At 70.9% G+C, this 24220-nt stretch carries 21 protein-coding genes; 6 read left to right on the forward strand and 15 right to left on the reverse strand.

What is annotated here, in order from left to right; genetic code table 11:
* A complete protein-coding gene (locus H293_RS0112790) occupies positions 1-450 on the forward strand; it encodes a nitroreductase family deazaflavin-dependent oxidoreductase (protein WP_028807788.1) in 450 nt (149 codons plus the stop codon).
* On the opposite strand, the gene H293_RS0112795 is transcribed toward H293_RS0112790, so the two are convergent.
* Entirely contained in the window at positions 440-1735 is a 1296-nt protein-coding gene (locus H293_RS0112795; RefSeq protein ID WP_397895341.1) for a geranylgeranyl reductase family protein, read from the reverse strand. The two genes, H293_RS0112790 and H293_RS0112795, sit on opposite strands and share 11 nt — an antisense overlap.
* Before the next feature lie 133 nt (positions 1736-1868).
* Between H293_RS0112795 and H293_RS0112800 the strand changes: the two genes are divergently transcribed.
* Positions 1869-3224 (forward strand): dipeptidase, encoded by a 1356-nt coding sequence (locus tag H293_RS0112800; protein ID WP_020118284.1) that lies wholly within the window; start codon positions 1869-1871, stop codon positions 3222-3224.
* A gap of 166 nt (positions 3225-3390) precedes the next feature.
* On the opposite strand, the gene H293_RS0112805 is transcribed toward H293_RS0112800, so the two are convergent.
* From H293_RS0112805 to H293_RS0112835, 7 genes are all read right to left on the reverse strand, one after another.
* Positions 3391-4512 (reverse strand): ABC transporter ATP-binding protein, encoded by a 1122-nt coding sequence (locus H293_RS0112805; protein ID WP_020118285.1) that lies wholly within the window; start codon positions 4510-4512, stop codon positions 3391-3393.
* Positions 4509-5585 carry an ABC transporter ATP-binding protein gene (locus H293_RS0112810; protein WP_020118286.1) on the reverse strand — a complete coding sequence of 359 codons (1077 nt, stop codon included), beginning with the start codon at positions 5583-5585 and terminating at the stop codon, positions 4509-4511. Before H293_RS0112810 ends, H293_RS0112805 begins: the two co-directional genes overlap by 4 nt.
* 26 nt (positions 5586-5611) lie before the next feature.
* Positions 5612-6604, reverse strand: a complete 993-nt coding sequence (locus H293_RS0112815) for an ABC transporter permease (RefSeq protein WP_020118287.1) — start codon at positions 6602-6604, stop codon at positions 5612-5614.
* 72 nt (positions 6605-6676) lie between these two features.
* A complete protein-coding gene (locus tag H293_RS0112820) occupies positions 6677-8344 on the reverse strand; it encodes an ABC transporter substrate-binding protein (protein ID WP_020118288.1) in 1668 nt (555 codons plus the stop codon).
* A gap of 79 nt (positions 8345-8423) precedes the next feature.
* Entirely contained in the window at positions 8424-9452 is a 1029-nt protein-coding gene (locus H293_RS0112825) for an ABC transporter permease (RefSeq protein WP_020118289.1), read from the reverse strand.
* Positions 9453-9815: 363 nt separating this feature from the next.
* Positions 9816-10856 carry an NUDIX hydrolase gene (locus H293_RS0112830; protein WP_020118290.1) on the reverse strand — a complete coding sequence of 347 codons (1041 nt, stop codon included), beginning with the start codon at positions 10854-10856 and terminating at the stop codon, positions 9816-9818.
* A gap of 140 nt (positions 10857-10996) precedes the next feature.
* On the reverse strand, positions 10997-11191 hold the full coding sequence (locus H293_RS0112835; RefSeq protein ID WP_020118291.1) for a hypothetical protein: 195 nt from the start codon (positions 11189-11191) through the stop codon (positions 10997-10999).
* Positions 11192-11344: 153 nt separating this feature from the next.
* Here H293_RS0112835 and H293_RS0112840 point away from each other — a divergent pair, with 153 nt between their 5' ends.
* Positions 11345-13360: an NPCBM/NEW2 domain-containing protein gene (locus H293_RS0112840; RefSeq protein ID WP_199790158.1), complete on the forward strand. Its 2016-nt coding sequence runs from the start codon at positions 11345-11347 to the stop codon at positions 13358-13360.
* A gap of 89 nt (positions 13361-13449) precedes the next feature.
* Here H293_RS0112840 and H293_RS0112845 read toward each other — a convergent pair whose 3' ends face one another.
* Entirely contained in the window at positions 13450-14400 is a 951-nt protein-coding gene (locus tag H293_RS0112845) for an ROK family protein (RefSeq protein ID WP_020118293.1), read from the reverse strand.
* Between the two features lie 195 nt (positions 14401-14595).
* Here H293_RS0112845 and H293_RS0112850 point away from each other — a divergent pair, with 195 nt between their 5' ends.
* A complete protein-coding gene (locus H293_RS0112850) occupies positions 14596-15645 on the forward strand; it encodes a LacI family DNA-binding transcriptional regulator (RefSeq protein ID WP_028807791.1) in 1050 nt (349 codons plus the stop codon).
* Between the two features lie 6 nt (positions 15646-15651).
* Positions 15652-16464: a hypothetical protein gene (locus tag H293_RS0112855; RefSeq protein ID WP_020118295.1), complete on the forward strand. Its 813-nt coding sequence runs from the start codon at positions 15652-15654 to the stop codon at positions 16462-16464.
* On the opposite strand, the gene H293_RS0112860 is transcribed toward H293_RS0112855, so the two are convergent.
* Positions 16410-18356, reverse strand: coding sequence for a serine/threonine-protein kinase (locus tag H293_RS0112860; protein WP_028807792.1), 1947 nt, complete (start codon positions 18354-18356; stop codon positions 16410-16412). The genes H293_RS0112855 and H293_RS0112860 overlap by 55 nt on opposite strands.
* A 162-nt stretch (positions 18357-18518) precedes the next feature.
* Positions 18519-19823 (reverse strand): DUF6986 family protein, encoded by a 1305-nt coding sequence (locus H293_RS0112865; RefSeq protein WP_020118297.1) that lies wholly within the window; start codon positions 19821-19823, stop codon positions 18519-18521.
* Positions 19824-20044: 221 nt separating this feature from the next.
* On the opposite strand from H293_RS0112865, the gene H293_RS0112870 reads away from it, so the two are divergent.
* On the forward strand, positions 20045-20908 hold the full coding sequence (locus tag H293_RS0112870) for an endonuclease/exonuclease/phosphatase family protein (protein WP_020118298.1): 864 nt from the start codon (positions 20045-20047) through the stop codon (positions 20906-20908).
* Between the two features lie 58 nt (positions 20909-20966).
* On the opposite strand, the gene H293_RS0112875 is transcribed toward H293_RS0112870, so the two are convergent.
* The 4 genes from H293_RS0112875 to H293_RS49420 all read right to left on the reverse strand — a co-directional run bounded on the left by H293_RS0112875 (position 20967) and on the right by H293_RS49420 (position 24148).
* Entirely contained in the window at positions 20967-21929 is a 963-nt protein-coding gene (locus H293_RS0112875; protein ID WP_020118299.1) for an electron transfer flavoprotein subunit alpha/FixB family protein, read from the reverse strand.
* A gap of 72 nt (positions 21930-22001) precedes the next feature.
* Complete coding sequence (locus H293_RS0112880) at positions 22002-22790, reverse strand: electron transfer flavoprotein subunit beta/FixA family protein (protein ID WP_028807794.1); 789 nt, start codon at positions 22788-22790, stop codon at positions 22002-22004.
* A 226-nt stretch (positions 22791-23016) separates the two neighbouring features.
* Complete coding sequence (locus H293_RS0112885) at positions 23017-23526, reverse strand: flavin reductase family protein (RefSeq protein WP_020118301.1); 510 nt, start codon at positions 23524-23526, stop codon at positions 23017-23019.
* Positions 23527-23734: 208 nt separating this feature from the next.
* Positions 23735-24148 carry a TlpA family protein disulfide reductase gene (locus H293_RS49420; RefSeq protein WP_028807795.1) on the reverse strand — a complete coding sequence of 138 codons (414 nt, stop codon included), beginning with the start codon at positions 24146-24148 and terminating at the stop codon, positions 23735-23737.
* Positions 24149-24220 lie beyond the last annotated feature (72 nt).

Here is a 24220-nt window from a genome sequence, read left to right on the forward strand (position 1 = left end):
GTGTCCACGCACGTCCAGAAGCCCGGCTGGTTCACGGTCAACGTCTTCAACCGCATGGTGGCCTGGCTCACCCGCCGTGGCCTCAGCGTCTGGGGTTCCCGTGTCCTGGCGGTCCGCGGCCGCAAGAGCGGCGAGTGGCGGACCACCCCGGTGAACCTGCTGACGGTGGACGGCCGGCAGTACCTGGTGGCGCCGCGCGGCCATGTCCAGTGGACGCACAACATGCGCGCGGCCGGCGGCGGCGAACTGCACCTCGGCAAACGCGTCGAGGCCTTCACCGCGACCGAGGTGGGCGACGACGACAAGGTCCCGCTCCTGCGCGCCTACCTCAAGCGCTGGAAGGCCGAGGTCGGCGTCTTCTTCAAGGGGGTCGGCCCCGACTCCCCCGACGCGGACCTGCGCCGCATCGCGCCCGACCACCCCGTCTTCCGCATCACGGTCAAGAGCTGACCTCACCGCCCTCGGGGGCCCCGGTGGGACGCGGGTCCAGCGCGGCCAGCGCCCGCTGGGCCATCGGCCGGCCCCGGACCAGCTCGCCCAGCGAGGTCGCGCCCTGGGTGATCTCCCGGAACGCGTTCCACGCGGGCCGGAAACCCGTCAGCGCCGCGTGGAACAGTCCTGGGCGGCGCTCGAACGCGGTCAGCATCCGCTTGCCGACGCTCATCTCGACACCGAGCCCCGCCTTGACGGCGAACGCGTAGTTCAGCGCCTGGCGCCGGGTGTCCACCGCGTCATGGGCCTCCGCGATCCGTACCGCCCACTCCCCCGCGAGCCGCCCGGAACGCAGCGCGAAGGAGATGCCCTCGCGGGTCCACGGCTCCAGGAGCCCCGCCGCGTCACCGCACACCAGCACCCGCCCGCGCGAGAGCGGCGAGTCGTCGGCACGGCAACGGGTCAGGTGGCCGGAGGAGATGCTCGGTTCGAACCCGGCGAGGCCGAGGCGCCCGATGAAGTCCTCCAAGTACCGCTTGGTGGCCGCGCCTTCACCCCGCGCGGAGATCACCCCGACCGTCAAGGTGTCCCCCTTGGGGAAGACCCAGCCGTAGCTGCCGGGCATCGGGCCCCAGTCGATGAGCACCCGCCCCTTCCAGTCCTCGGCGACGGTCTCCGGCACCGGGATCTCCGCCTCCAGGCCGAGATCCACCTGGTCGAGCTTCACTCCCACATGCGCGCCTATCCGGCTGGCGCTGCCGTCGGCCCCGACGACCGCCCGCGCGAGCACCGTCTCGCCGCCCTGGAGGAGCACGGCGACCGTACGCCGGTCGGGCACCGCCGAACCGTGCTGCTCGACGCGCTGCACGGTGACACCGGTGCGCAGCTCGGCGCCCGCCTTCTGGGCGTGCTCGACGAGCTGCTGGTCGAACTCGGGCCGGTTGATCAGCCCGAACAGCATCTGCCTGGAGCGCCGGGTCCGCGTGAAGCGGCCGTTGTTCGAGAACGTGACCGCGTGCACCCGGTCCCGGAACGGCAGCTCGAAGCCGGGCGGCAGCGCGTCCCGTGAGGGGCCGATGATGCCGCCGCCGCACGTCTTGTAGCGCGGCAGCTCGGCCTTCTCCAGCAGCAGCACGCGCCGTCCCGCGACCGCTGCCGCATAGGCGGCCGAGGCGCCCGCGGGTCCCGCGCCCACCACGACGACGTCCCACACCCGCCGTGCGTCGTCCCGCACGCCGTCCTGCGCGTCGTCCTGCCCGCCGTCCGCCGAAGAGTCGTCCGCGGAAGAGTTCTCGCTGCTCACGATGGTCTGCTGCTCCCGATCAAGCCGTTGCCGCACCTGTCTCCCGCATCCTACGGCGGGGCCGCCCACAGACCACTGTGGGAGGATCTACGGCACTCACAGGTACAACGTCGCACCCACAAGGAGCGTGCCCATGTCGTCGAATCCGGTCGCCGAGACCGTCGCCTCGCTGATGCCGAGCGCGCGGGCGGAGCTCGCCGAACTGGTGGCGTTCAAGTCGGTGGCGGACTTCGACCAGTTCCCGAGGAGCGAGAGCGAGGCCGCCGCCCGCTGGGTCGCGGACGCGCTCAGCGCCGAGGGATTCCAGGACGTGGCCCTGCTCGACACCCCGGACGGCACCCAGTCCGTGTACGGCTACCTGCCCGGCCCGGAGGGCGCGAAGACCGTCCTCCTGTACGCCCACTACGACGTGCAGCCCCCGCTGGACGAGGCCGGCTGGACGACCCCGCCCTTCGAGCTCACCGAGCGCGACGGCCGTTGGTACGGGCGCGGGGCCGCCGACTGCAAGGGCGGTGTGATCATGCACCTGCTCGCGCTGCGCGCCCTCAAGGCGAACGGCGGGGTGCCGGTCCACGTCAAGTTCATCGCCGAGGGCTCGGAGGAGCAGGGCACCGGGGGCCTTGAGCGGTACGCCGAGGAACATCCCGCGCTCCTGGAGGCGGACACCGTCGTCATCGGCGACGCGGGCAACTTCCGCGTCGGCCTGCCGACGGTCACCGCCACCCTGCGCGGCATGACCATGATGCGCGTCCAGGTCGACACCCTCGCGGGCAACCTCCACTCGGGCCAGTTCGGCGGCGCCGCCCCCGACGCGCTGGCCGCGCTGATCCGGGTACTGGACTCACTGCGCGGAAAGGACGGCACGACCACGATCGACGGGCTCACGCCGGACGCGTCCTGGGACGGCCTCCAGTACGACGAGGAGCAGTTCCGGGCGGACGCCAAGGTCCTGGACGGCGTCGAGCTGATCGGTGACGGCACGGTCGCCGACCGCATCTGGGCCCGCCCGGCCGTGACGGTCCTCGGCATCGACTGCCCGCCGGTCGTCGGCGCCACCCCGTCCGTGCAGGCGAGCGCCCGCGCACTGGTCAGCCTCCGGGTGCCGCCGGGCATCGACGCGGCAGAGGCGACCAAGCTGCTCCAGGCGCACCTGGAGACGCACACGCCGTGGGGTGCGCGGGTGCGCACCGAGCAGATCGGCCAGGGCCAGCCGTTCCGCGCGGACACCACCAGTCCGGCGTACGCGGCGATGGCCGAGGCGATGACGGTGGCCTACCCGGGCCAGGAGATGCAGTACGCCGGCCAGGGCGGCTCCATCCCCCTGTGCAACACCCTCGCGGCGCTCTACCCGCACGCCGAGATCCTCCTCATCGGCCTGAGCGAGCCGGAGGCCCAGATCCACGCCGTGAACGAGAGCGTCTCCCCGGAGGAGCTGGAGCGCCTGTCGGTGGCCGAGGCCCTGTTCCTGCGCAACTACGCGGCGAGCTGATCCGACGGCTCTGCTGTCGGCAGAAGGCCCTCGTCCCCGGACGGGGGCCTCTCTACGGTGTTCGACCGCCACCGTTCCTAGGGCCCCGCCGGCGCCGACGGCAGACGCCCCGAGGAAGTCCCCGGGGTCGGCGCCTGGAGCAGGAGAGCAGGCTCACCCCGTACCCTCACGCCGAAGTCGACGCACTGTCCCCCGAAGCCGTGAGCGCCGGATCGAGCACGATGTCCTCCTTGCGGGCCTCGACACTCGGCTCCTCAGGGAAGTGACAGGCGGTCAGGTGGCCGTCCGGGTTGCCCGCCAGGCGCACCAGCGGCGGCTTCTCCTGAGCGCACCGTTCCTGGGCCTTCCAGCAGCGGGTACGGAAGCGGCAGCCGGAGGGCGGATCGACCGGTGAGGGCACATCGCCGGCGAGCCGGATGCGCTCGCGCCGCCGGGTCCCGTCCGGATCGGCCTCGGGAACCGCGGACAGCAGGGCGTGGGTGTAGGGGTGCCGCGGCCTCGTGTACAGCGTCTGCCGGTCGGCGATCTCGACGATCTTGCCGAGGTACATCACCGCGACCCGCTCGCAGAAGTGCCGTACGACGGCGAGGTCGTGGGCGATGAAGACGAACGCGATCCCGAACTCCCGCTGGAGGTCCTGGAGCAGGTTGACGATCTGCGCCTGGATGGACACGTCCAGCGCCGACACCGGCTCGTCGGCCACGATCAGCTTGGGCCTGAGGGCAAGGGCACGGGCTATGCCGATGCGCTGGCGCTGACCGCCGGAGAACTCGTTCGGGTAGCGGTTGTAGTGCTCGGGGCTGAGGCCGACCGTCTCCAGCAGTTCCTGGGCCCGCTTCTTGTGGCCCTGCGGCGGGTTGATGCCGTTCAGCCGCATCGGTGTCTCGACGATCGTGCCGACCGTGTGCCGGGGGTTGAGCGAGGAGTACGGGTCCTGGAAGATCATCTGGAGGTTCCGGCGGGCCTCCTTCATCCGGTTCTCCGGGGTGTGGGTGATGTCCTCGCCGTCGAACACCACCATTCCGGCCGTGGGTTCCAGCAGCCGGGTCACCAGCCGGCCGGTCGTCGACTTGCCGCAGCCGGACTCGCCGACCAGGCCGAGCGACTGCCCGGCGCCGACCGTGAAGTCGATGCCGTCGACGGCGTGCACGGCCCCGATCTGCCGCTGGAAGACGATGCCGTGGCGGATCGGGAAGTGCTTGGTGAGGCCGGTGACTTCGAGCAAGTGCTCCCCGGCGGTGGGCTCGGTGGTGCTCACGGGCTGCTCCTGTTCGTCCGCCGCGGTCACTGCGCCGCCCCGGCGGCCGTACGCACGCGGATCTCTTGCCTGGTCTCCGGGGTGAGGTGGCAGGCGGCGAGGTGCCGGCCGGTGCCGGGAACCGCCACCAGCTCGGGCCGCTCCACCGCGCAACGCCCCCCGGACACCCAGCCCTTGAAGGTGCAGCGGGGGTGGAAGGCGCAGCCGCCGGGCGGGTTGATGAGGCTCGGCGGGGAGCCGGCGATCGGGTTCAGTCGTCGCTCCACATCACCCGTGATCTGCGGCATCGACTCCAACAGGCCCCAGGTGTAGGGGTGCTGGGGCTCCTTGAGGACGTCGTGCACGGTGCCGTACTCGATGCGGCGGCCGCCGTACATCACCAGGATGTCGTCGGCGATGTCGGCCACCACGCCGAGGTCATGGGTGATGAGGACGACCGCGGAGCCGAACTCCTCCTGGAGATCGCGGATCAGGTCGAGGATCTGCGCCTGCACGGTGACGTCGAGGGCCGTCGTCGGCTCGTCGGCGATGAGCAGTTCGGGATCGCAGACCAGTGCCATGGCGATCATCGCGCGCTGCCGCATACCGCCGGAGAACTGGTGCGGGTAGTCCCGCACCCGGCGTTCGGGCTGCGGGATGCCGACCCGCTTCAGCATCTCCACGGCCCGCTCCCTGGCCTCCTTCTTCGAGACCTTGTGGTGGACCCGGTAGGCCTCGGCGATCTGGGCGCCGACGGTGAAGTACGGGTGCAGGGCGGACAGCGGGTCCTGGAAGATCATGGAGACCGTCCGGCCGCGCAGCGCGCGCATGTCGCGCTCGGGCAGGGAGACCAACTCCCTGCCGTCCAGCCGGATCTCGCCCGAGACCTCGGCGCGGGTGCCCTTGTGCAGCCCGAGCAGGGCCAACGAGGTGACCGACTTCCCCGAGCCGGACTCGCCGACGATACCGAGCGTGCGGCCCTTCTCCAGGGTGAAGGAGACGCCGTCGACGGACTTGACGATCCCGTCCTCGGTCGGGAAGTGCACCCGCAGGTCCCGTACGTCGAGGAAGGGGGCGGCCGCGGGCTCGGCGGCCGCCGGTTGCGGTGAGGTCAGGAGGGACACGGGCTTTCCTTGCTGCGGTGAGGGGCTCAGCCGAGGCGGACACGGGGATCGACGAGGCCGTAGACCACGTCGACGACCACGTTGGCGAGCACGACGAAGGTGGCCGCGAAGAGCGTGGTGCCGAGGATGACCGGCAGGTCGGAGTTCTGCACCGAGTCGACCGCGAGCTTGCCGATGCCGTTGATGCCGAACACCGACTCGGTGATGACCGCGGAGCCGCCGATCAGCGAGCCGACGTCCATGCCGAAGATGGTGATGATCGGGGTGATCGCGGCCCGCAGGCCGTGCTTGAGGACGACCTTGCCGGTGGACAGCCCCTTGGCCCGGGCGGTGCGCATGTAGTCCTCGGCGAAGACCTCCAGCATGGAGGAGCGGGTGAGCCGGGTGTACAGGGCGAGGTAGACGATGACCAGGGTGGCCCACGGCAGGATCAGTCCCTGGAACCAGGCGCTCGGGTCCTGGGTGATCGGGGTGTAGCCGGAGGCGGGCAGGATCTGCCACTTGTCGACGAACAGGTAGAGCAGCAGCAGTCCGACGAAGTAGATCTGCACGGAGACACCGAGCAGGGCGAGTCCGACGGCCGCCTTGTCGGCCGCCCGGCCCCGGCGGACGGCGGCGAGCGTGCCGAGGCCGACGCCCAGGATCAGGAAGAACACAGCGGCGCCGAGGCCCAGCGACAGGTCTGCGGGGAAGTCGCCCAGCAGGGTGCTGAGGACGGGGGTGTCGGTCTGGAAGGAGATGCCGAGGCAGGGCGCGCCGCAGTGCACGCGCACGCTCTGGTCGCCGAAGTCCCGGCCGACGAAGAGTCCCTTGAAGAACTCCCAGAACTGGGTGAGGAAGCTCTGGTCGAGCCCGAGCGAATGCTTGATCTCGGCCAGCCGGGACGGCGAGCAGGTCTTGCCGCAGGCCAGGAGTGCGGGGTCGGAGGGCAGCGCGAAGAAGATGAAGAAGGTGATCACGGTGATCACCAGCAGGATCGCCGCCGCTGCCAGCAGGCGCCGGATGAGGTAACGAAGCATGTCGTGCTGGACCCTGACGTGAGAGGGGGAGCCCGCCGGCCGGGGACCGCCGGCGGGCCGAGGAAGGCTGCGTCAGCTCTTGACGTAGGCGTGGACCAGGCTGGGCTCGGCGAGGATGGGGTCCGAGATGACCCCGCCGACCTTGGAGCCCGCCAGTTCGCTGAAGTTCATGTACATCAGCGGGACCACGGCGGCGTCCTTCATGATCTGCTCGTCCAGGGCGCCGTAGGCGGCGTCGGCCTGCTTGATGTCGGTCATCTTGGCGATCTTGTCGATCTGCGCGTTGACCGCGGGGTCGTCGAGGTAGGACAGGTCCTGGTTGGACTGCGGGAGCTTCGCGATCTGGCGTCCGTCGAACAGCACGGGCAGCACGGTCGAGGCGTTCGGCCAGTCCGCGATCCAGTCGCCCCAGGTGAGGTCGTACTGGTTCTTCACGTTGTCGATGGTGCTGAAGTAGTTCGCCGCGTCGATCGGCGTGATGTTCACGGTGATGCCGATCTTTCCGAGCGAGGTCTTCACGGCGTCGGCGAAGTGCTCCTCGGTCGTGGTGTTCTCGACCGCCAGCGACATGGTGAGCCTGGGGTTGCCGGCCTGCTTCATCAGTGCCTGGGCCTTGGTGAGGTCTCCGGCGGGGTTGGTGCTGTAGAGGTTGAACTTCTGGTAGCCGCCGATGCCCGGGCTGAGCATGGTGCTCGCGTAGTCGCCGTACGCCGAACCGCCGAACGCGCCGCGGACGGTGGTCTTGTCGATCGCGTCCTCGATGGCCTGACGGACCTTCAGGTCCTTGACCCGGGTGGTGTTGATCGCGAGGTAGTTGATGCCCGGGGCCGGGATCTTGTAGAGACGTGACTTCAGCGAGGGGTCGCTGGAGATCGTCGTCAGATCGGAGCCTGCGATCGGCCACTGCATGATCGAGGTCTGGGCGGTCCCGGCGTCGGACTTGATCTGCTGGTCGATCGCGGACTGGTCCTGGCCGAGCTTCACGTCGATCTCGTTGACGTTCTGCTGCCGGATCGGGTCCGTCGACTGCTTCCAGTGGGTGTTCTTGACGAGGACGAGTTCCTTGTTCTTCGTGTACGACTGAATCATGTACGGCCCGTCGGACCAGACGTGCGTGTCGTACGTGGAGCCCGTGTCGTGCGCGTTGGGCACCGCCGACCAGCCGGGCATGGCGGTGGTCTGGTTGAAGTCCGGGACGGGCTGGTCGAGTTGGAACACGATGGTGGACGCGTCCGGCGTCTGGACGGAGGCGAGCTCCTTGCCCGAGTAGGGCCCCTTGTAGGTGGAGCCGCCGACCAGCCACTGACTGGCGTACGGCGGGCCGCCGTTGATGTCGGGCGAGAAGGTCCGCTCGACGCCGTACTTGACGTCCTGCGCGGTGACCGCCGTGCCGTCCTGCCAGGTGACGCCCTTGCGCAGGTGGAAGGTCCACACGGTGTCGCCCTTGCTGGGCGTTCCGGTGTCGGTGGCCAGGTCGCCGACGAGCTTGGGCCGGGAGCCGGTCTCGTCCCAGCCGGTCAGGGTGCGCACGAGCTCCTGGTCCATGCTCGAACCCTCGGTCGTGTAGACACGTTGGGGATCGAGGTGGTCGAAGTCGGCGTGGTCGAGGACGGTCAGCGTGCCGCCCTTGGTGGGGGAACCGCTGCCGGTGGTGCTGGAGGAGCCCCCGCATGCGGTGGCCCCCAGGGCGATCGCCACGGCGGTGGCCGCGAGCGCGATCGAGCGCCTTCTGCGCGTCATGAGGTAACACTCCGTTCTTCTACGGCTCGGCGAGACGGCTCAAGTGGGTCCGTTCGCACCGGTGTTGAGGGGGACCGCGTCAGCCGCGGGCCGCGCGGGGATCCAGGGCGTCCCGGACGCCGTCACCGAGGAGGTTCAGTGCCAGGACGAGCATCAGCAGCAGGACTCCGGGGACGAACAGGTACATGGGGTCCTGGAGGAAGAACTGGGAGGCGTCCGAAAGGAGCGCCCCCCAGTCCGGGTTGGGCGGGATGACGCCCACGCCGAGGTAGGACAGGGCCGCCTCGGTGGTGATGTTCTGCGGGACGGCCAGCGCGAAGGAGATCAGGACCGGTGCCCACAGGTTCGGCAGCAACTGCCGGAAGAGGATGTGCCACTTCCCGGCGCTCATGATCCGCGCGGCGTCGACGAACTCCCGCTCGCGCAGCGACAGGACCTGCCCGCGTACCAGCCGGGCGGTGTAGGCCCAGGCGAACACCGCGATGTTCAGGACGAGGACCAGCAGCCGCAGGTTCTCGTCGGTGCCGCCGTGGCTGTTGGTCTGCATCGCGTTCTGGATGACCGGGGTGAGCGCGATGATGAACAGCAGCTGCGGGAAGGCCAGCATCACGTCCATGATCCGCGAGAGGACGGAGTCGACCCAGCCGCCGGAGTACCCCGCCGCGAGGCCGGCCACGACACCCACGGCGGTGGACAGCACGGCCGAGGCGAAGCCGACGAACAGCGAGGTGCGCAGGCCGTAGACGATCCGGGCGAACAGGTCGAAGCCCGTGCCCGGTTCGACCCCCAGCAGGTGGGTGAGGCTGACGCCGCCCAGCGCCCCGCGCGGGAAGTTGCCGGTGTCCGGATCGATCGCCTTGCCGTCGGGGGTGATCGGCCCCCAGCCGGTGATCGCCGTCAGGACCGGGGCCAGCAGCGCGATCAGGACGAAGAGCACCGTGATCACGAACGCGGCCAGGGTGACCTTGTCCCGTCTGATGCGCCGCCAGGCCATCCGGGCGGGCGAGCGCCCGGTGATGACCGTGCCGTCGCTCCGCGGGTCCGGCGACGGTTGGCCGGCTTGCGTGGTGCCGGTGTCGGCGGGCATCGGCTGCTGTTGCGTCGTCATCGTGCGGACGTCCCGGGTATGTGCTGGGGTCGGCGCGGGGTGTTCGCCGGCGCCGACGGACGGGGTCTCGTCATGGGGTGTTCCTGGGAAAGGCTGCGGTCGCCGGCCGTTGTCGGCGCCGTGAGACTGAGCGGACTGTCGCAACACGCCGAGAGGCCGGTCAAGGCGCAGAATGACCGAAAAGGGGATTGTTTGCGCTCCTTGCCAAAGGTTGACGAGGGCGGGAACTGTCGTTAGCTCTGACATGGAGGTATCGCGACGATTCCCTTGGCGGGTTCTCGCACTCCGCTTGCCTGAACCGAACATGTCTCGAACATGGCGAAGCCCCGTCGGCGGCGTGCCGACGGGGCCCCACCCCGGATCTCAGCCGATCGGAATTCCGGCTTCCAGGTACAGCGCCGCCCCGCGCTCCCGGGCGCGCAGCGCCCACCTCAACCGCTCGTAGCGCACCGGCGGCAGCAGTTCCGCGGCCTCCTCCTCGCTGGCGAAACACCAGCCGCGCAGTTCGGGACCCGGCAGCAGAACAGCCTGCGCCCGGGTGGAGTCGAGCCGCCCGCCGTCGAAGAGCAGGCGCAGTCCGCCGTATCCGGGCGGGGCGGGCGGTTCCCAGTCGACGACGAGGAGACGCGGTACGTCGTCCAGTCGGATGCCGGTCTCCTCGTCGACCTCGCGCATCCCGGCCCGCGCGGGCGCCTCACCGCGCTCGACGACACCGCCGGGGAACTCCCAGCCCGCCTTGTAGGTGGGGTCGACGAGCAGCACGCGGTCCTGCTCGTCGAAGAGGAGGACCCCGGCGGCCACGGTCTCGCCGGTGGGCTCGGGGGTCTGCACGATGTCGCACACGGGCACCGTCCCGGCGCCGAGGTCCTCGGCGATGCGGGCGGCCGTCTCGTACGGGGTGAGCGCACCGGTGTCGATCAGATGGGCGTCGGCCGCGAGCCAGGAGGCGAGGGCGGCCCGGTAGGGCTCGATGCGGTCGTACGCCCAGTGCCCCTGTCCGATTTCGCCGAGCGGCAGGGTCGGCGGGGTCTCCCGCCCGGCTATTCGCTCGCGCAGGATCGTTTCCGCCGGGGCGAGGAGGATGTGGTGGACAGCGATCCGGCGGGCGGCGAGGCCGCCGAAGATCTCGTCGCGGTACTCCTGGCGCAGCAGGGTCATCGGGACCACGAGGGTCCCGCCGAGCTCGGCGAGCATCGCGGCCGCGGTGTCGATGACCAGTCGGCGCCAGATCGGCAGGTCCTGGAAGTCGCCGACCTCGGCGAGGTGTTTGGGCGGCAGCAGACGAACGACCGCCGCGCCGATGTCCTCGGGGTCGAAGAGCGTGCTGTTCGGGATCAGTTCGATCAGTTCCCGTGCGGCGGTGGTCTTCCCCGCACCGAACGCGCCGTTGATCCAGACGATCACGGACTCCCCCTCTTCTGTTTGGCCCCCTGTGGCTTGCCCGTTCCACCCTGCCACGGAAACCAGCCGCAGATGAGGGCGCACAAGTCGGCGCCGGGGCCCCTCGTCCTGAGGGGCCCCGGCGCCGGGTCGTGCGAACCTCGTCAGTCGCCCTGTCCGAGGGCGGCCCCGTCCAGGCCGTCCAGGCTCTCACCGGCGACGGTGTGATCGAGGGTGCTGAGGGTCTTGTCGACGTCGAGGTGATCGACCTCCTCGCCCAGGGCGTGGGAGGGAGTGATCGCCGCGACGACGAAACCGGTGGCGAGGGAGGCGATGGCGAGCATGCTGCGCTTCTTCATGGCCTGATCAACGGCACCGGAGGAAATGGGTCACGCTGCCCTGCCCCGCGCCGCTCCCTTCCACCACAGTCGAACACGTTCTAACGTAAACGCCCACATGATGACGCGTACATGCAGTCATCGCACCTTCCGCTGGTTCGGAGGAACGTAATGATGCGTCACCTTCACACCCGCACGACCCGCCGAAGGATGGTCGCCGCACTCACGGTGCTGGCGTTCGCGGTGCCCGGGGCGGCTCCCGCCGTCGCGGGCGAGGAGGGCACGGGCTCACCCGCCCTGGCCGACGGCCTTGCCCTCACCCCGCCCATGGGCTTCAACAACTGGAACTCCACCCACTGCCGCGCCGAGTTCAACGAGTCCATGGTCAAGGGGATCGCGGACATCTTCGTCGACAAGGGCCTCAAGGACGCCGGCTACCAGTACGTCAACCTCGACGACTGCTGGGCCCTGCCGAACCGGGACGCCGACGGCAAACTCGTCCCGGACCCGGTCCGCTTCCCGAACGGGATCAAGGCCGTCGCCGACTATGCGCACTCCAAGGGGCTCAAGCTCGGCATCTACACCAGCGCGGGCACCAAGACCTGCGACAGCGTCGGTTTCCCGGGCGCGCTGGGCCACGAGTACAGCGACGCCCAGCAGTTCGCCGACTGGGGCGTCGACTACCTCAAGTACGACAACTGCAACAACCAGGGCGTGGACGCCAAGCTGCGCTACACGACCATGCGCGACGCCCTCAGGGCGACCGGCAGACCCATCGTCTACAGCATCTGCGAATGGGGCCAGAACAAGCCCTGGGAGTGGGCGGCGGACGTCGGCCACCTGTGGCGCACCACCGGCGACATCAGCGACAGCTGGGGCTCGATGCTGTCGATCCTCAAGCAGAACCTGCCGCTGGCGCCGCACGCCGGCCCCGGCCACTGGAACGACCCCGACATGCTGGAGGTCGGCAACGGCGGCATGACGGACACCGAGTACCGCTCGCACTTCTCGATGTGGTCGGTCATGGCCGCGCCCCTGCTCATCGGCAGCGACCTGCGCTCGGCCTCCGCGGAGACCTTCGAGATCCTGTCGAACAAGGAGGTCATCGCCGTCGACCAGGACCCGCTCGGCAAGCAGGGCAGCGTGGTCTCGTCCGAGGGCGGGCGCTGGGTGGTCGCCAAGGAGATGCGGGACGGCAGCCGTACGGTCGCCCTGTTCAACGAGTCGGGCAGCCCCCAGCGCATCGCCACCACCGCCGCGGCCGTCGGCCTGCCCGACGCCCACGCGTACACGCTGCGGGACCTGTGGCAGCACCGGAGCTACAACACCGCGGGCACGATCTCGGCGACCGTCCCCGCACACGGAACGGTCCTCGTGCGGGTCGCCGCCGACCGCGGGTGGCCCCAGCACCCGCCCGCCGTCGAACTCGGCCTGGACGGCAGCACCTTGGTCCAGACGGGCACGCCCGCCGCACTGACGACCACGGTCACCGACCTCGGACGCACCCCGGCCAGGCAGGTCTCCGTACGGCTGTCAGGACCCGCGGGCTGGGCCGTGAAGGCGACGTCGCCGACCTCCGCCCCGGCCCTGTCCACGGGCCGCTCACTGCGCACGAAGTGGTCGCTCACCGCTCCCGAGGGGGCGCCGACAGGGTCGTACGAACTGACGCTCAAGGCGAGTTACCGCTCACCGACCGGTGCCCGGGTCGACAGCACGCTGCCCTTCAGCGCGACCGTGGTGGTCCCGCCGCCCTCGGGCAGCTCCGGCCTCGGTGATCTGCCGTGGCTGTCCGCCTCCAACGGCTACGGTCCCGTCGAACGCAACACCAGCAACGGGGAGAGCGCCGCGGGTGACGGTCACCCGATCACCATCGGCGGGGTCGTGTACGCCAGGGGGCTCGGAGTCCACGCGGAGAGCTCCGTCGAGTACTACACGGGCGCGGCCTGCGAGACGGTCACCGCGCAGGTCGGCGTGGACGACGAGAAGGGCGCGAACGGCACGGTCGCTTTCGAGGTGTGGGCGGACGGCACCAAGGTGGCGTCCACCGGTGTCCTGACCAACGCCATGCCGGCCCAGCCCCTCACCGCGGACGTCACCGGCGCCCGGCTGGTCCGGCTGGTCGTCACCGACGGCGGCGACGGCATCGACTCGGACCACGCCGACTGGGGCGACGCGCAGTTGAGCTGCTGAGGGCCGGCTTACGCACGCGGTGGCCGGGCCCGTCTCCGGACCCGGCCACCGCGTGAACGTTTCTCTCGCACCGGTCGGCTCGGGTGCCGTCAGACCACCGCGGCCGCGTCGGTCCGCTTCGCAAGAGCCGCCGCGGCCGCTCCGACCAGCCCGGCGTCCGTGCCCATCTGCGCGGGCACGATCGTCAGGCGCTGCACGAAGGACAGGGTCGCGTAGTCGGCCAGCGCCTTGCGCAGGGGGTCGAAGAGGACGTCGCCCGCCTTGCCGACCCCGCCGCCGATGACCGCGATGTCGATCTCCACGAGGGTCGCGGTGGCCGCGATACCGGCGGCCAGCGCCTGGGCCGCCCGGGCGAACGAGGCCACGGCGACCGGATCGCCGCCCCGTGCCGCGTCGGCCACCGCGGCGGCGGACGTGTCGCCGTCGGGACCGGGCCGCCAGCCGTTCTCCAGCGCGCGCCGGGCGATGTTCGGACCGCTGGCTATGCGCTCCACGCAGCCGCGCGCGCCGCACGGGCACGGGTCGCCGTCGAGATCGACGCTGATGTGCCCGATGTGACCGGCGTTGCCGGTGGGCCCTGCGTGCAGCTGCCCGTTCAGCACCAGACCGCCGCCGACCCCGGTCGACACGACCATGCACAGCGCGTTGTCGTGCCCGCGCGCGGCCCCCTGCCAGTGCTCGGCCGCCGTGATGGCCACCCCGTCGCCGATCAGCTCCACGGGGAGCCCGCCGGCCGCCTCCCGGACCCTGCGGACCAGCGGATAGTCGCGCCAGCCCGGCACGTTCACCGGGCTCACGGTGCCGGTGGAGGCGTCCACCGGGCCCGCGCTGCCGATGCCGAGGGCGCCTGCACGCCCCCACAGCGGCGAGTCCGTGAGCTCGCCGAGGGTCTCCTCGACGGCACGCATCACGCTCTCGCCGTCCTCCTGCGCCGGCGTGGCGCGTTGTGCGCGGAGCAGGATCCGGCCGTGGCCGTCCACCAGCGCTCCGGCGATCTTGGTGCCGCCGATGTCGAGCGCAGCCACGAGGTCGGTGTGCATCAGTGTCAGTTCTCCCCGGTCAACCTTGAGGAATGGACAGGCCGGTCTCGCGGTGGGGGCGCTGGCCGACAGATTGCGATGGACAGTGTCTCCCGCATCTGACAACGTTGTCCAGGCTCTATGCTCGACGCCACATCCTCATACGAAATCATGGACCAGCGCATCCCGGTCGACGACAGGACAGGACGCCGTATCGTGCCCGAGACCCACAGCCGAGCAGACCGCCTCTCCACGACCCGGTACGGCAACCGTCCGACCATGAAGGACGTGGCCGCGCGAGCCGGCGTAGGGCTCAAGACGGTCTCACGCGTGGTCAACGGCGAAGCAGGGGTCACCCCCGAGACGGAGCACCGGGTCCGGGAGGCCATCGAGGCCCTCGGCTTCCGCCGCAACGACAGCGCGCGCGTACTGCGCAAGGGCCGCACCGCCAGCATCGGCCTGGTCCTGGAGGACCTCGCCGACCCGTTCTACGGCCCGCTCAGCCGCGCGGTGGAGGAGGTGGCCCGGGCCAACGGCGCCCTGCTCATCAACGGCTCCAGCGCCGAGGACCCGGAGCGCGAGCAGGAACTGGTGCTGGCCCTGTGCGCCCGGCGGGTGGACGGCCTGGTGGTGATCCCGGCCGGCGACGACCACCGCTATCTGGAGCCGGAGCTGAAGGCCGGCGTCGCCACGGTGTTCGTGGACCGTCCCGCGGGCCGGATCGACGCCGACGTCGTCCTCTCCGACAACTTCGGCGGGGCCCGCGACGCCGTGGCGCACCTGATCGCCCACGGTCACCGGCGGATCGGCTTCGTCGGCGACATGCCCCGCATCCACACGGCCGCCGAGCGGCTGCGCGGATACCGGGCCGCCATGGAGGACGCCGGCATCGAGGTGGCCGACGCCTGGACGTCGCTGGGCGTCACCGACCCCCAGCGGGTGCGCCGGGCGGCCGAGGAGATGCTCTCCGGCCCCTCCCCCGTCACCGCGATCTTCACCGGCAACAACCGGGTGACCGTCACCGTGATCCGGGTCCTCGCCGAGCACACCCGCAGAGTCGCCCTCGTCGGCTTCGACGACATCGAACTCGCGGATCTGCTCCAGCCGGGCGTCACGGTCGTCGCCCAGGACGCGGCGACGCTGGGGCGTACGGCCGCGGAGCGGCTGTTCCGCCAGCTGGACGGCACGCTGCTGACGCCGGAGCGGATCGAACTGCCGACGCGGCTGATCACCCGGGGCTCGGGCGAGCTGGCGCCCGCGGACTGAGCGACCATGGACGGCTTCACACTGAAGGCACTCGGCCTGGCCGAGGCTCCTCGCGATCATCCGCTGCGGTATCCGGGCGCCTGGCCGGCGGACTCCGCTCTGCTCGACGGCGACCGGCTGGTACCCCTTGCCGGGCCGCTGCCCCTGGACCGGTGGCGGGACGAGGAGCGCGCCCCCGTCCTCGCGGTCGGCTCCAACGCCAGTCCGGGACAACTGCGACACAAGATGGCGGAGTTCGCGATCGCCTCACCGGTCCCGATGGTGAAGGCACGGGTGACCGGTGTCGACGTGGGCGTCTCCGCACACGTGAGCCGCATGGGATACGTGTCCGCGTCACCTATCGAAGCGCGGTACGCGGTACGGGAGTTGTTCGTCATCTGGCTGGACGCCGAGCAGCTCGCGGTGATCGACGCGAGCGAGGGGGTGCCCCTGCCGCACGGCAACTACGGGCGGGCCTGGCTGCCCGCGCCCGAGGTGCGGGTCGAGCTGCCGGGCGGCGTCACGCTGCCCGGCGTCCACTCCTACGTCAACCGCCACGGCGTCCTGCACGACGGCACCGGCGCTCCGCGCACCCATCCCGGCCAGCGGGAGCTGCTGACCGAACTCCTCGTGGGGTCGGCCCGGTTGCGGGAGCTGTTCGGCGTCACACCGGAGGAGTTCGTGGCACGGGCCCGCGCCGACCGGCACCGGTGCGCGGCGGGCACCCGGCTCTTCGCCGACGAGAAGCGGGTCACGGAGTCCGGCCTGGAGCGGTACGTGACGGTTCAGCAGACCGGGAGTCCCGGCACCGGCTCGTCGTTGTTCCCGCCCTTGATGTAGACGTCGCTGACGTAGACACCGGTGTTGCCGCTGTCGTCGTCCGTCCTCGCCCACCACACGTTGGTCCACCCTCCGGACGTCTCGCGACGGCCCAGGTTCGACTGGCAGTAGAAGTAGTTGGTGCCCGCGTTGAGGACACCGGCCTCGGCGCCGGAGGCGGTGTAGGACTTGGCGGTCTTCCACACGGTGCAGTTGTACTTGCCGCCGCCGATGGCGGTGCAGGCCGGGGCCGGTGCCGGGGTGCTGGGGCCGCCGTCCCCGGTCGTGCCGCCGCCGTTCCCTGAGTCGCTGCCGCCCGCGTCGTCGCCACCCGAGCCACCGCCGGAGGAGTGCGCCTTGCCGGACGCGGAGGCACGGCTCGTGGGTTTGGCGCTGCCGTCCTTGCCCGGCGTCTCCTTCGCGCTCGGGCTCTTCTCGGCTTCCCCGTCCGTCAGCGCGGCGCTGCCTGATGTGTCGGCGTCGGTGCGCGCGGAGGCGGAGGAGGAGGCCGACGCACTTGTGCCGGACGCGGTCGGCCGGGCTTCCGCTTCGGCCTTGCCCGAGTTGTTCATCAAAGTGACGGCCGTGCCGGCCACCGCGAGTACGGCCGCGACGGCGGCGGCGAGCAGGACGCGCCGGTTTCGACGGGGCGTACGGGAGGGGGCCATGGGGGTCGTGTCGCGAGTCAGCTCGTGGCTGTGCGGCGACGGTCCCGGACGACCGCCTTGAGGAGGGGCGCCGAAGCCCAGCTCCGGCGAAGCGGCCTGTCCCGCGGCACCGTCCTGGGAAGCGGACCCCACCCACCAGGGCGCCGGGGCCGCGGCCTCGACCTGCCCCGCAGCACCCCCGGCAGGCTGAACCCGGGCGGGCTGCTGCCCGGCCCCCGCGGTCGGCTCGGCCCCCTCCGTCGCCTGCGATCCGAATTCCGGCTCCGACGCCGGACCGGCAGGGGCAACAGGCGCCGCCGGAACGTCGGGGACGGTCTCGGTCTGCCCCGCCGGTCCCGCCGTACCCCGCAAGGTCGTCGTGGGGCTGTCCGCCCCGGCGGCGCCGTCCGCCACCGCCTGCAGCAGTTCGCGCGCCTCCTCGGCCCCCGGGCGGGCCTCGGGCCGCTTGTCCAGCAGGCGCTGGAGCACGGGGCCGAGGGGCCCGGCACGGTGGGATTCGGGGAGCGGTTCGCCGACGATCGCGGTGAGAGTGGAGAACGTCGACGTACGGCGGAACGGCGACGCCCCCTCGATCGCCGCGTACAGCGTGGCACCGAGGGCCCACACGTCGGAGGCCGGTCCCGGGTCGCCGCCCTGGGCGCGCTCGGGCGCCATGTAGTCCAGGGACCCGACGAGGTGGCCGGTGCGGGTGAGGCTGGTGGCCGATCCGTCGCCCGGGTCGTCCATGGTGGCGATGCCGAAGTCCGTGAGCAGGACGCGGCCGGAGCGGTCGAGCAGGATGTTGCCGGGCTTGACGTCCCGGTGCAGTACACCCGCCTTGTGGGCGGCGGCCAGGGCGTCCATGACCTTGGCGCCGATGCCGGCCGCCTCGCGCGGGTCGAGGGTGCCCTGCTTGCGCAGCACCTGGTCCAGGGAGGGGCCCTCGACCAGCTCCATGACGATCAGCGGGCGGCCGTCGACCTCGGCCACGTCGTGCACCGCGACGACGCCGGGATGCCGGACCCTGGCCGCGGCACGCGCCTCGCGCTGCATCCGCAGCCGCAAATCCGCGAGTTCGGGACCGTCGGCGTCGGTGTAGGTCCGTAGTTCCTTGACGGCGACCTCACGGCCGAGGACCTCGTCCACGGCCCGCCAGACCACACCCATACCGCCGCGCCCGAGCTGGGCCACGACACGATAACGCCCGGCCAGCAGCCGACCGGTCTCGTCGTCCTGGCCTTTTCCTCTGGTCTCCCCCGAAGACAGCGCTGCCCCGTTCCTGTGACACGTCAATGCGTGCGGTACAGACTACGGGGCAGGAGTGACGACTCCAGCCGGTGGTTGCGACTGTGACAGGGCCGCTACGTCTTCCGCCACTTCGTGGAGACGATCCCGTGGAGACGTTTCGTGAAGGCTGTCCCGCGGAGGCTATTTCGCGGAGGCGGTCAGATCACCGCGCCGGGGCGCCGCGTAGCCCTCCAGGTCGGCCCGGGTCAGGCCGGTCAGCCGCGCGACCTCACCGATGTCCAGGGCGCCGCAGTCGAGACCGCGCAGCAGATAGCCGCTGAGCGCCTTGGCGGTGGCGGGCTCGTCCATGACGTCGCCGCCGGCCCGGTTGGCGTACCGGGCGAGACGGTCGGCGGCCTGCTCGAAGCCCTCGCGGTAGAAGGCGAACACGGCCGCGTAGCGGGTGGGGAGGTGGCCGGGGTGCATGTCCCAGCCCTGGTAGTAGGCGCGGGCCAGGGCCCGGCGCGTCAGGCCGTAGTGCAGCCGCCAGGCGTCGTGGACCTTGGCCGTGGGCCCGACCGGCAGGACGTTCGTGGAGCCGTCCGAGACCCGTACGCCGGTGCCCGCGGCCGCGACCTGCATGATCGCCTTGGCGTGGTCGGCCGCGGGGTGGTCGCTGGCCTGGTAGGCGGCGGAGACGCCGAGGCAGGCGCTGTAGTCGAAGGTGCCGTAGTGCAGTCCGGTGGCGCGGCCCTCGGCGGCCTGGATCATGCGGGCGACGGTGGCGGTGCCGTCGGTGGCCAGGATGGACTGGCTGGTCTCGATCTGGATCTCGAACCCGAGCCGGCCGGAGTCCAGGCCGTGGGTCTTCTCGAAGGCCTCCAGGAGCCGGGCGAACGCGGTGACCTGCTCGGCGTAGGTCACCTTCGGCAGGGTCAGCACCAGCCCCTCGGGCAGGCCGCCGGCGGCCATCAGACCGGTGAGGAAGACGTCGAGGGTCCGGATGCCCCGGTCGCGGACCGCCGCCTCCATGCACTTCACGCGGATGCCCATGTACGGCGCCGCCGTGCCGTTCCTGTACGCCTCGGCGATCAGCCGGGCCGCGCGGGCCGCCGTCTCGTCCTCCTCGGCGTCCGGGCGCGGGCCGTAGCCGTCCTCGAAGTCGACGCGCAGGTCCTCGATCGGCTCGTGCTCCAGTTTGGCCCGCACGCGCGCGTGGACGGGCTCGGCGAGTTCGTCGGACAGCCCGAGGACGGCGGCGAAGGACGCGGCGTCCGGGGCGTGGGTGTCGAGGGCCGCGAGGGCCTTCTCGCCCCAGGAGCGGACGGTGTCGGCGGTGAAGACGTCACCGGGGACGTAGACGGTGTGCACGGGCTGGCGGGTGCCGGGGTCTCCGGGGTAGCGGCGCTCCAGTTCGGCGTCGACCGGCGCGAGGGAGGCGCTGATCTCCTCGCTGACGGCTCCCGCGAGGCTTGTCGCCACCTGCTCCTGCTGGCCCTGACCCATCCCACACCCTCCTGTTTTCCGCTCTACGGAATCAACAATCCGTAGAGCGAAGTTATCCGCGAAGCCTCCCGAGGGTCAACACCCCGTCCACAGCATGAGCCGTCGCGTTCACGCAAGGTGCCGAGATCCCCTACGCCGTCTACCGCACACCGGCTCGACCATTCATCCTGTCCCGTCGGGAGGGAAACAACATGTCGGACACCCACAGAATGACGCGTCGCATGGGCCTCAGAACCGCCGTGGCCGCCGCCTTCACCGTGCCGCTGATGGGCACGCTGCCGGCCTCCGCCGCCAAGCCGAACCACCGCCGACTCGATGTCATGACGTTCAATCTGCGTTTCGCCAGTACCTCCGAACCCAACAGCTGGACGGTCCGCCGCCCGGTGATGCGCCAACTCCTGCGCCAGGAGGCACCCACCGTGATGGGCACCCAGGAGGGCCTCTACCAGCAGCTGCTCGACATCCACTCCGACCTGGGAACGCACTACGACTGGATCGGCACCGGCCGTGAGGGCGGCAGCCACGACGAGTCCACGGCGGTCTTCTACGACACCCGGCGTCTGGCCCCCGTCGAGCACGACACGCTCTGGCTCTCCGACACTCCCCGGGTCATCGGCTCGAACACCTGGGGCGCCGCGCTCCCCCGGATCGTCACCTGGGTCCGCTTCCGCGACCTGGCAGCCGGCGGACGGGAGTTCTACGTCCTCAACACCCACTTCGACCATGTGGGGCAGTACGCGCGCGAGCGTTCGGCACAGTTTCTCGGGGAGAGGATCGCCGAGTTCGACCGCACGTCACCGGTCCTCGTGACCGGCGACTTCAACGCCGAGGCCCACGACAACCGGGCGTACGACATCCTGCTCGCGACGGGACTCGTCGACACCTGGGACGCGGCCGCCGAACGCAGCAGGCTGTACGCCACCTTCCACGGCTACAAACCCCTCACCCCCGACGGTGACCGCATCGACTGGATCCTCGCCGCCCCGGGCACGACCGTGCACCGGGCCGTCATCAACACCTTCGCGATGAACGGGCAGTTCCCGAGCGACCACCTGCCGGTGCAGGCCACGCTGACCCTGGGATGAGCCGAGGCCCCCGCGACCGCGTCGGCGGTCACGGGGGCCTCGTACGCCCGGATCGGGATCAGCCCTTGCGGGTCTTGATCTCCTCGGTGAGGGCGGGGACCACGTCGAAGAGGTCGCCGACGACGCCGTAGTCGACGAGGTCGAAGATCGGGGCCTCGGCGTCCTTGTTGACCGCCACGATCGTCTTCGAGGTCTGCATGCCCGCGCGGTGCTGGATCGCGCCGGAGATGCCGTTGGCGATGTACAGCTGCGGCGAGACCGACTTGCCGGTCTGGCCGACCTGGTTGGTGTGCGGGTACCAGCCGGCGTCCACCGCGGCACGCGAGGCACCGACGGCCGCACCGAGGGAGTCGGCGAGGGCCTCGATGATCGCGAAGTTCTCGGAGCCGTTGACGCCGCGGCCGCCGGAGACCACGATCGCGGCCTCGGTCAGCTCCGGACGCCCGGTCGACTCGCGCGGGGTACGGCCGGTCACCTTGGTGCCGGTGGCCTGCGCGGAGAAGGTCACGCTCAGCTCCGAGACCGCGGCGTCGGCCGGGGCGGCCTCGACGGCGGCGGAGTTGGGCTTCACCGTGATGACCGGGGTGCCCTTGGAGACCCGGGACTTGGTGGTGAAGGAGGCGGCGAACACCGACTGGGTGGCCACCGGGCCCTCGTCGCCGGCCTCCAGGTCGACGGCGTCGGTGATGATGCCGGAGCCGATGCGCAGCGCCAGACGGGCGGCGATCTCCTTGCCCTCGGCGGAGGACGGGACCAGCACGGCGGCCGGGGAGATGGCCTCGACGGCCGCCTGGAGGGCGTCGACCTTGGGTACGACGAGGTAGTCGGCGTACTCGGAGGCGTCGTGGGTGAGGACCTTGACGGCGCCGTGCTCGCCCAGGACGGCGGCGGTGTCGGCGGCACCGGCACCGAGCGCGACGGCGACGGGCTCGCCGATACGGCGGGCCAGGGTCAGCAGCTCCAGGGTGGGCTTGCGGACGGCACCGTCCACGTGGTCGACGTAGACGAGAACTTCAGCCATGGGAATGCTCTCCTGCGGATTGCGAAGGCTTAAGGGGCGGTAAGGGGGTGAGCCTCGGCGGGCCAGTGACCCTTAGATGAACTTCTGGCTCGCGAGGAACTCGGCGAGCTGCTTGCCGCCCTCGCCCTCGTCCTTGACGATCGTGCCGGCCGTGCGGGCCGGACGCTGCGCGGCAGAGTCGACCGTCGTGTAGGAGCCCTCCAGGCCGACCTGTCCGGCCTCCAGGTCCAGGTCGGACAGGTCCCAGGACTCCACCGGCTTCTTCTTGGCCGCCATGATGCCCTTGAAGGAGGGGTAACGCGCCTCGCCCGACTGGTCGGTGACCGAGACCACGGCCGGGAGGGAGGCCTCCAGCTGCTCCGAGGCGGCGTCGCCGTCACGGCGGCCCTTGACGGTGCCGTCCTCGACGGAGACCTCGGAGAGCAGCGTGATCTGCGGGACGCCCAGGCGCTCGGCCAGCAGGGCCGGGACGACGCCCATGGTGCCGTCGGTGGAGGCCAGGCCCGAGATCACCAGGTCGTAACCGGCCTTCTCGATGGCCTTGGCAAGGACCAGGGAGGTGCCGATGACGTCGGTGCCGTGCAGGTCGTCGTCCTCGACGTGGACGGCCTTGTCGGCGCCCATGGACAGCGCCTTGCGGAGCGCGTCCTTGGCGTCCTCGGGGCCGACGGTCAGGACCGTGACCTCGACGTCGTCGTCGGAGTTCTCGGAGATCTGCAGCGCCTGCTCGACCGCGTACTCGTCGAGCTCGGAGAGCAGACCGTCCACGTCGTCCCGGTCGACGGTCAGGTCATCGGCGAAGTGCCGGTCGCCGGTGGCGTCGGGCACGTACTTCACAGTGACAACGATCCTCAAGCTCACGCCGGCTCTCCTACTGCATCGTCATTTTTCGGCTGCCTCTTGCAGGCAGCATAGGCGCCCCAAGCGGCCGATCCCGGTCGGGGCGGGCTGTGCTCCGACCGAAATATTACTCACCAGTACATCCAGCATGTGCCCGCTAAGCAAGCGCTTTGAACTGTGACCTTCGCAACGCAGCGTAATCGGAACTCGACGGCCCCGCAGCACGGCGGAAGCGTCACTGAGCCGATCAGTCGCGCAGGCCGTTGAACCGGCCCTGGTGGTAGAGCAGCGGCCGGCCGGCGCCGGCCGGGTCTCCGAGCCGTACCTCGGCCAGCACGATGCGGTGATCACCGGCGGGCACGCGCGCGTGGACCCGGCACACCAGCCAGGCCAGTACGCCGTCGAGGACGGGGACGCCTTCGGGCCCCTCGCGCCAGGCGGTGGGCACGCCGAAACGGTCGGCGCCGCTGCGGGCGAAGGTGGCCGCCAGCTCCTCCTGGTGCTCGCCGAGTATGTGCACGCCGACGTGGTCGGCCCGGGATATCGCGGGCCAGCTGGAGGCGCCGGTCCCGATCCCGAAGGACAGCATCGGGGGTTCGGCGGAGACCGAGGCGAGCGAGGTGGCGGTGAAGCCGACGGGGCCGGCGTCACTGTTCGCTGTGATCACCGCGACTCCCGCCGCATGCCGCCGGAAGACGGAGCGCAGGAGGTCGGGAGAGGCGAGCCGGGGGCTGCCGAGGTCGGACGTGGCCGTCATGCGGTGTTCCTTCTGCGAGGAGTGTCGAGCCGGACCGTGACTGCTCAACAGACCGGACAGCGCGCGCTCGCGGTGCGGGCGAGGTCGACGTGGACCCGCCCGAACAGAAGGAGTTCCGTAGGCATACGGTCAGGCTGACGATAGGTGTGGTGCGCAGTCAAGTGGGTTCCGGCATATGGGAGATGCGTCACCATGCGGGCACCCGGTGTCACACCGCCTCACCGATCGCCGCGATGACGTCCGCCTTGCGCGGCTGGCCGGTGGCCCGCCGTACGACCCTTCCCTCGGCGTCGAGGACCAGCACGGTCGGCGTCTTGAGGATGTCGAGCGCACGGACCAGGTCGAGGTTCTGCTCGGCGTCGATCTCGACATGGGCCACGCCCGGGACCAGGCCGGCGACCTCACCGAGCACCCGCCGGGTCGCCCGGCAGGGCGCGCAGAAGGCGCTGGAGAACTGGACGAGCGTGGCGCGCTCACCGAGGTCCTCGCCCAACTCGGCCGCCCCGAGCCTCTTGCCGTCGTCGCGCCCGCGCACCCGAACTCTCCCGCTCCGCCGCCGTTGCAGCACTCCGTAGGCACTCGCCGCCGCGAGCACCGCCACGCACACCACCAGTCCAGTCATCACCCGCACAAGCATTCACGAGACTGCAAAGATTCCCGACTCCCCCCGGTCTTTCCGTTGCGGAATGCTTGA

This window comes from Streptomyces canus 299MFChir4.1, from assembly GCF_000383615.1.
Taxonomy (GTDB): Bacteria; Actinomycetota; Actinomycetes; order Streptomycetales; family Streptomycetaceae; genus Streptomyces; species Streptomyces canus_C.

Bases quoted from the DNA above. Each gene is read 5' to 3' on its own strand.
- H293_RS0112800 (WP_020118284.1), top strand. From the start codon at position 1,869: ATGTCGTCGAATCCGGTCGCCGAGACCGTCGCCTCGCTGATGCCGAGC.
- H293_RS0112815 (WP_020118287.1), bottom strand. From the start codon at position 6,604: ATGCTTCGTTACCTCATCCGGCGCCTGCTGGCAGCGGCGGCGATCCTG.
- H293_RS0112820 (WP_020118288.1), bottom strand. From the start codon at position 8,344: ATGACGCGCAGAAGGCGCTCGATCGCGCTCGCGGCCACCGCCGTGGCG.
- H293_RS0112825 (WP_020118289.1), bottom strand. From the start codon at position 9,452: ATGACGACGCAACAGCAGCCGATGCCCGCCGACACCGGCACCACGCAA.
- H293_RS0112835 (WP_020118291.1), bottom strand. From the start codon at position 11,191: ATGAAGAAGCGCAGCATGCTCGCCATCGCCTCCCTCGCCACCGGTTTC.
- H293_RS0112840 (WP_199790158.1), top strand. From the start codon at position 11,345: ATGCGTCACCTTCACACCCGCACGACCCGCCGAAGGATGGTCGCCGCA.
- H293_RS0112845 (WP_020118293.1), bottom strand. From the start codon at position 14,400: ATGCACACCGACCTCGTGGCTGCGCTCGACATCGGCGGCACCAAGATC.
- H293_RS0112855 (WP_020118295.1), top strand. From the start codon at position 15,652: ATGGACGGCTTCACACTGAAGGCACTCGGCCTGGCCGAGGCTCCTCGC.
- H293_RS0112865 (WP_020118297.1), bottom strand. From the start codon at position 19,823: ATGGGTCAGGGCCAGCAGGAGCAGGTGGCGACAAGCCTCGCGGGAGCC.
- H293_RS0112870 (WP_020118298.1), top strand. From the start codon at position 20,045: ATGGGCCTCAGAACCGCCGTGGCCGCCGCCTTCACCGTGCCGCTGATG.
- H293_RS0112875 (WP_020118299.1), bottom strand. From the start codon at position 21,929: ATGGCTGAAGTTCTCGTCTACGTCGACCACGTGGACGGTGCCGTCCGC.
- H293_RS0112885 (WP_020118301.1), bottom strand. From the start codon at position 23,526: ATGACGGCCACGTCCGACCTCGGCAGCCCCCGGCTCGCCTCTCCCGAC.
- H293_RS49420 (WP_028807795.1), bottom strand. From the start codon at position 24,148: ATGACTGGACTGGTGGTGTGCGTGGCGGTGCTCGCGGCGGCGAGTGCC.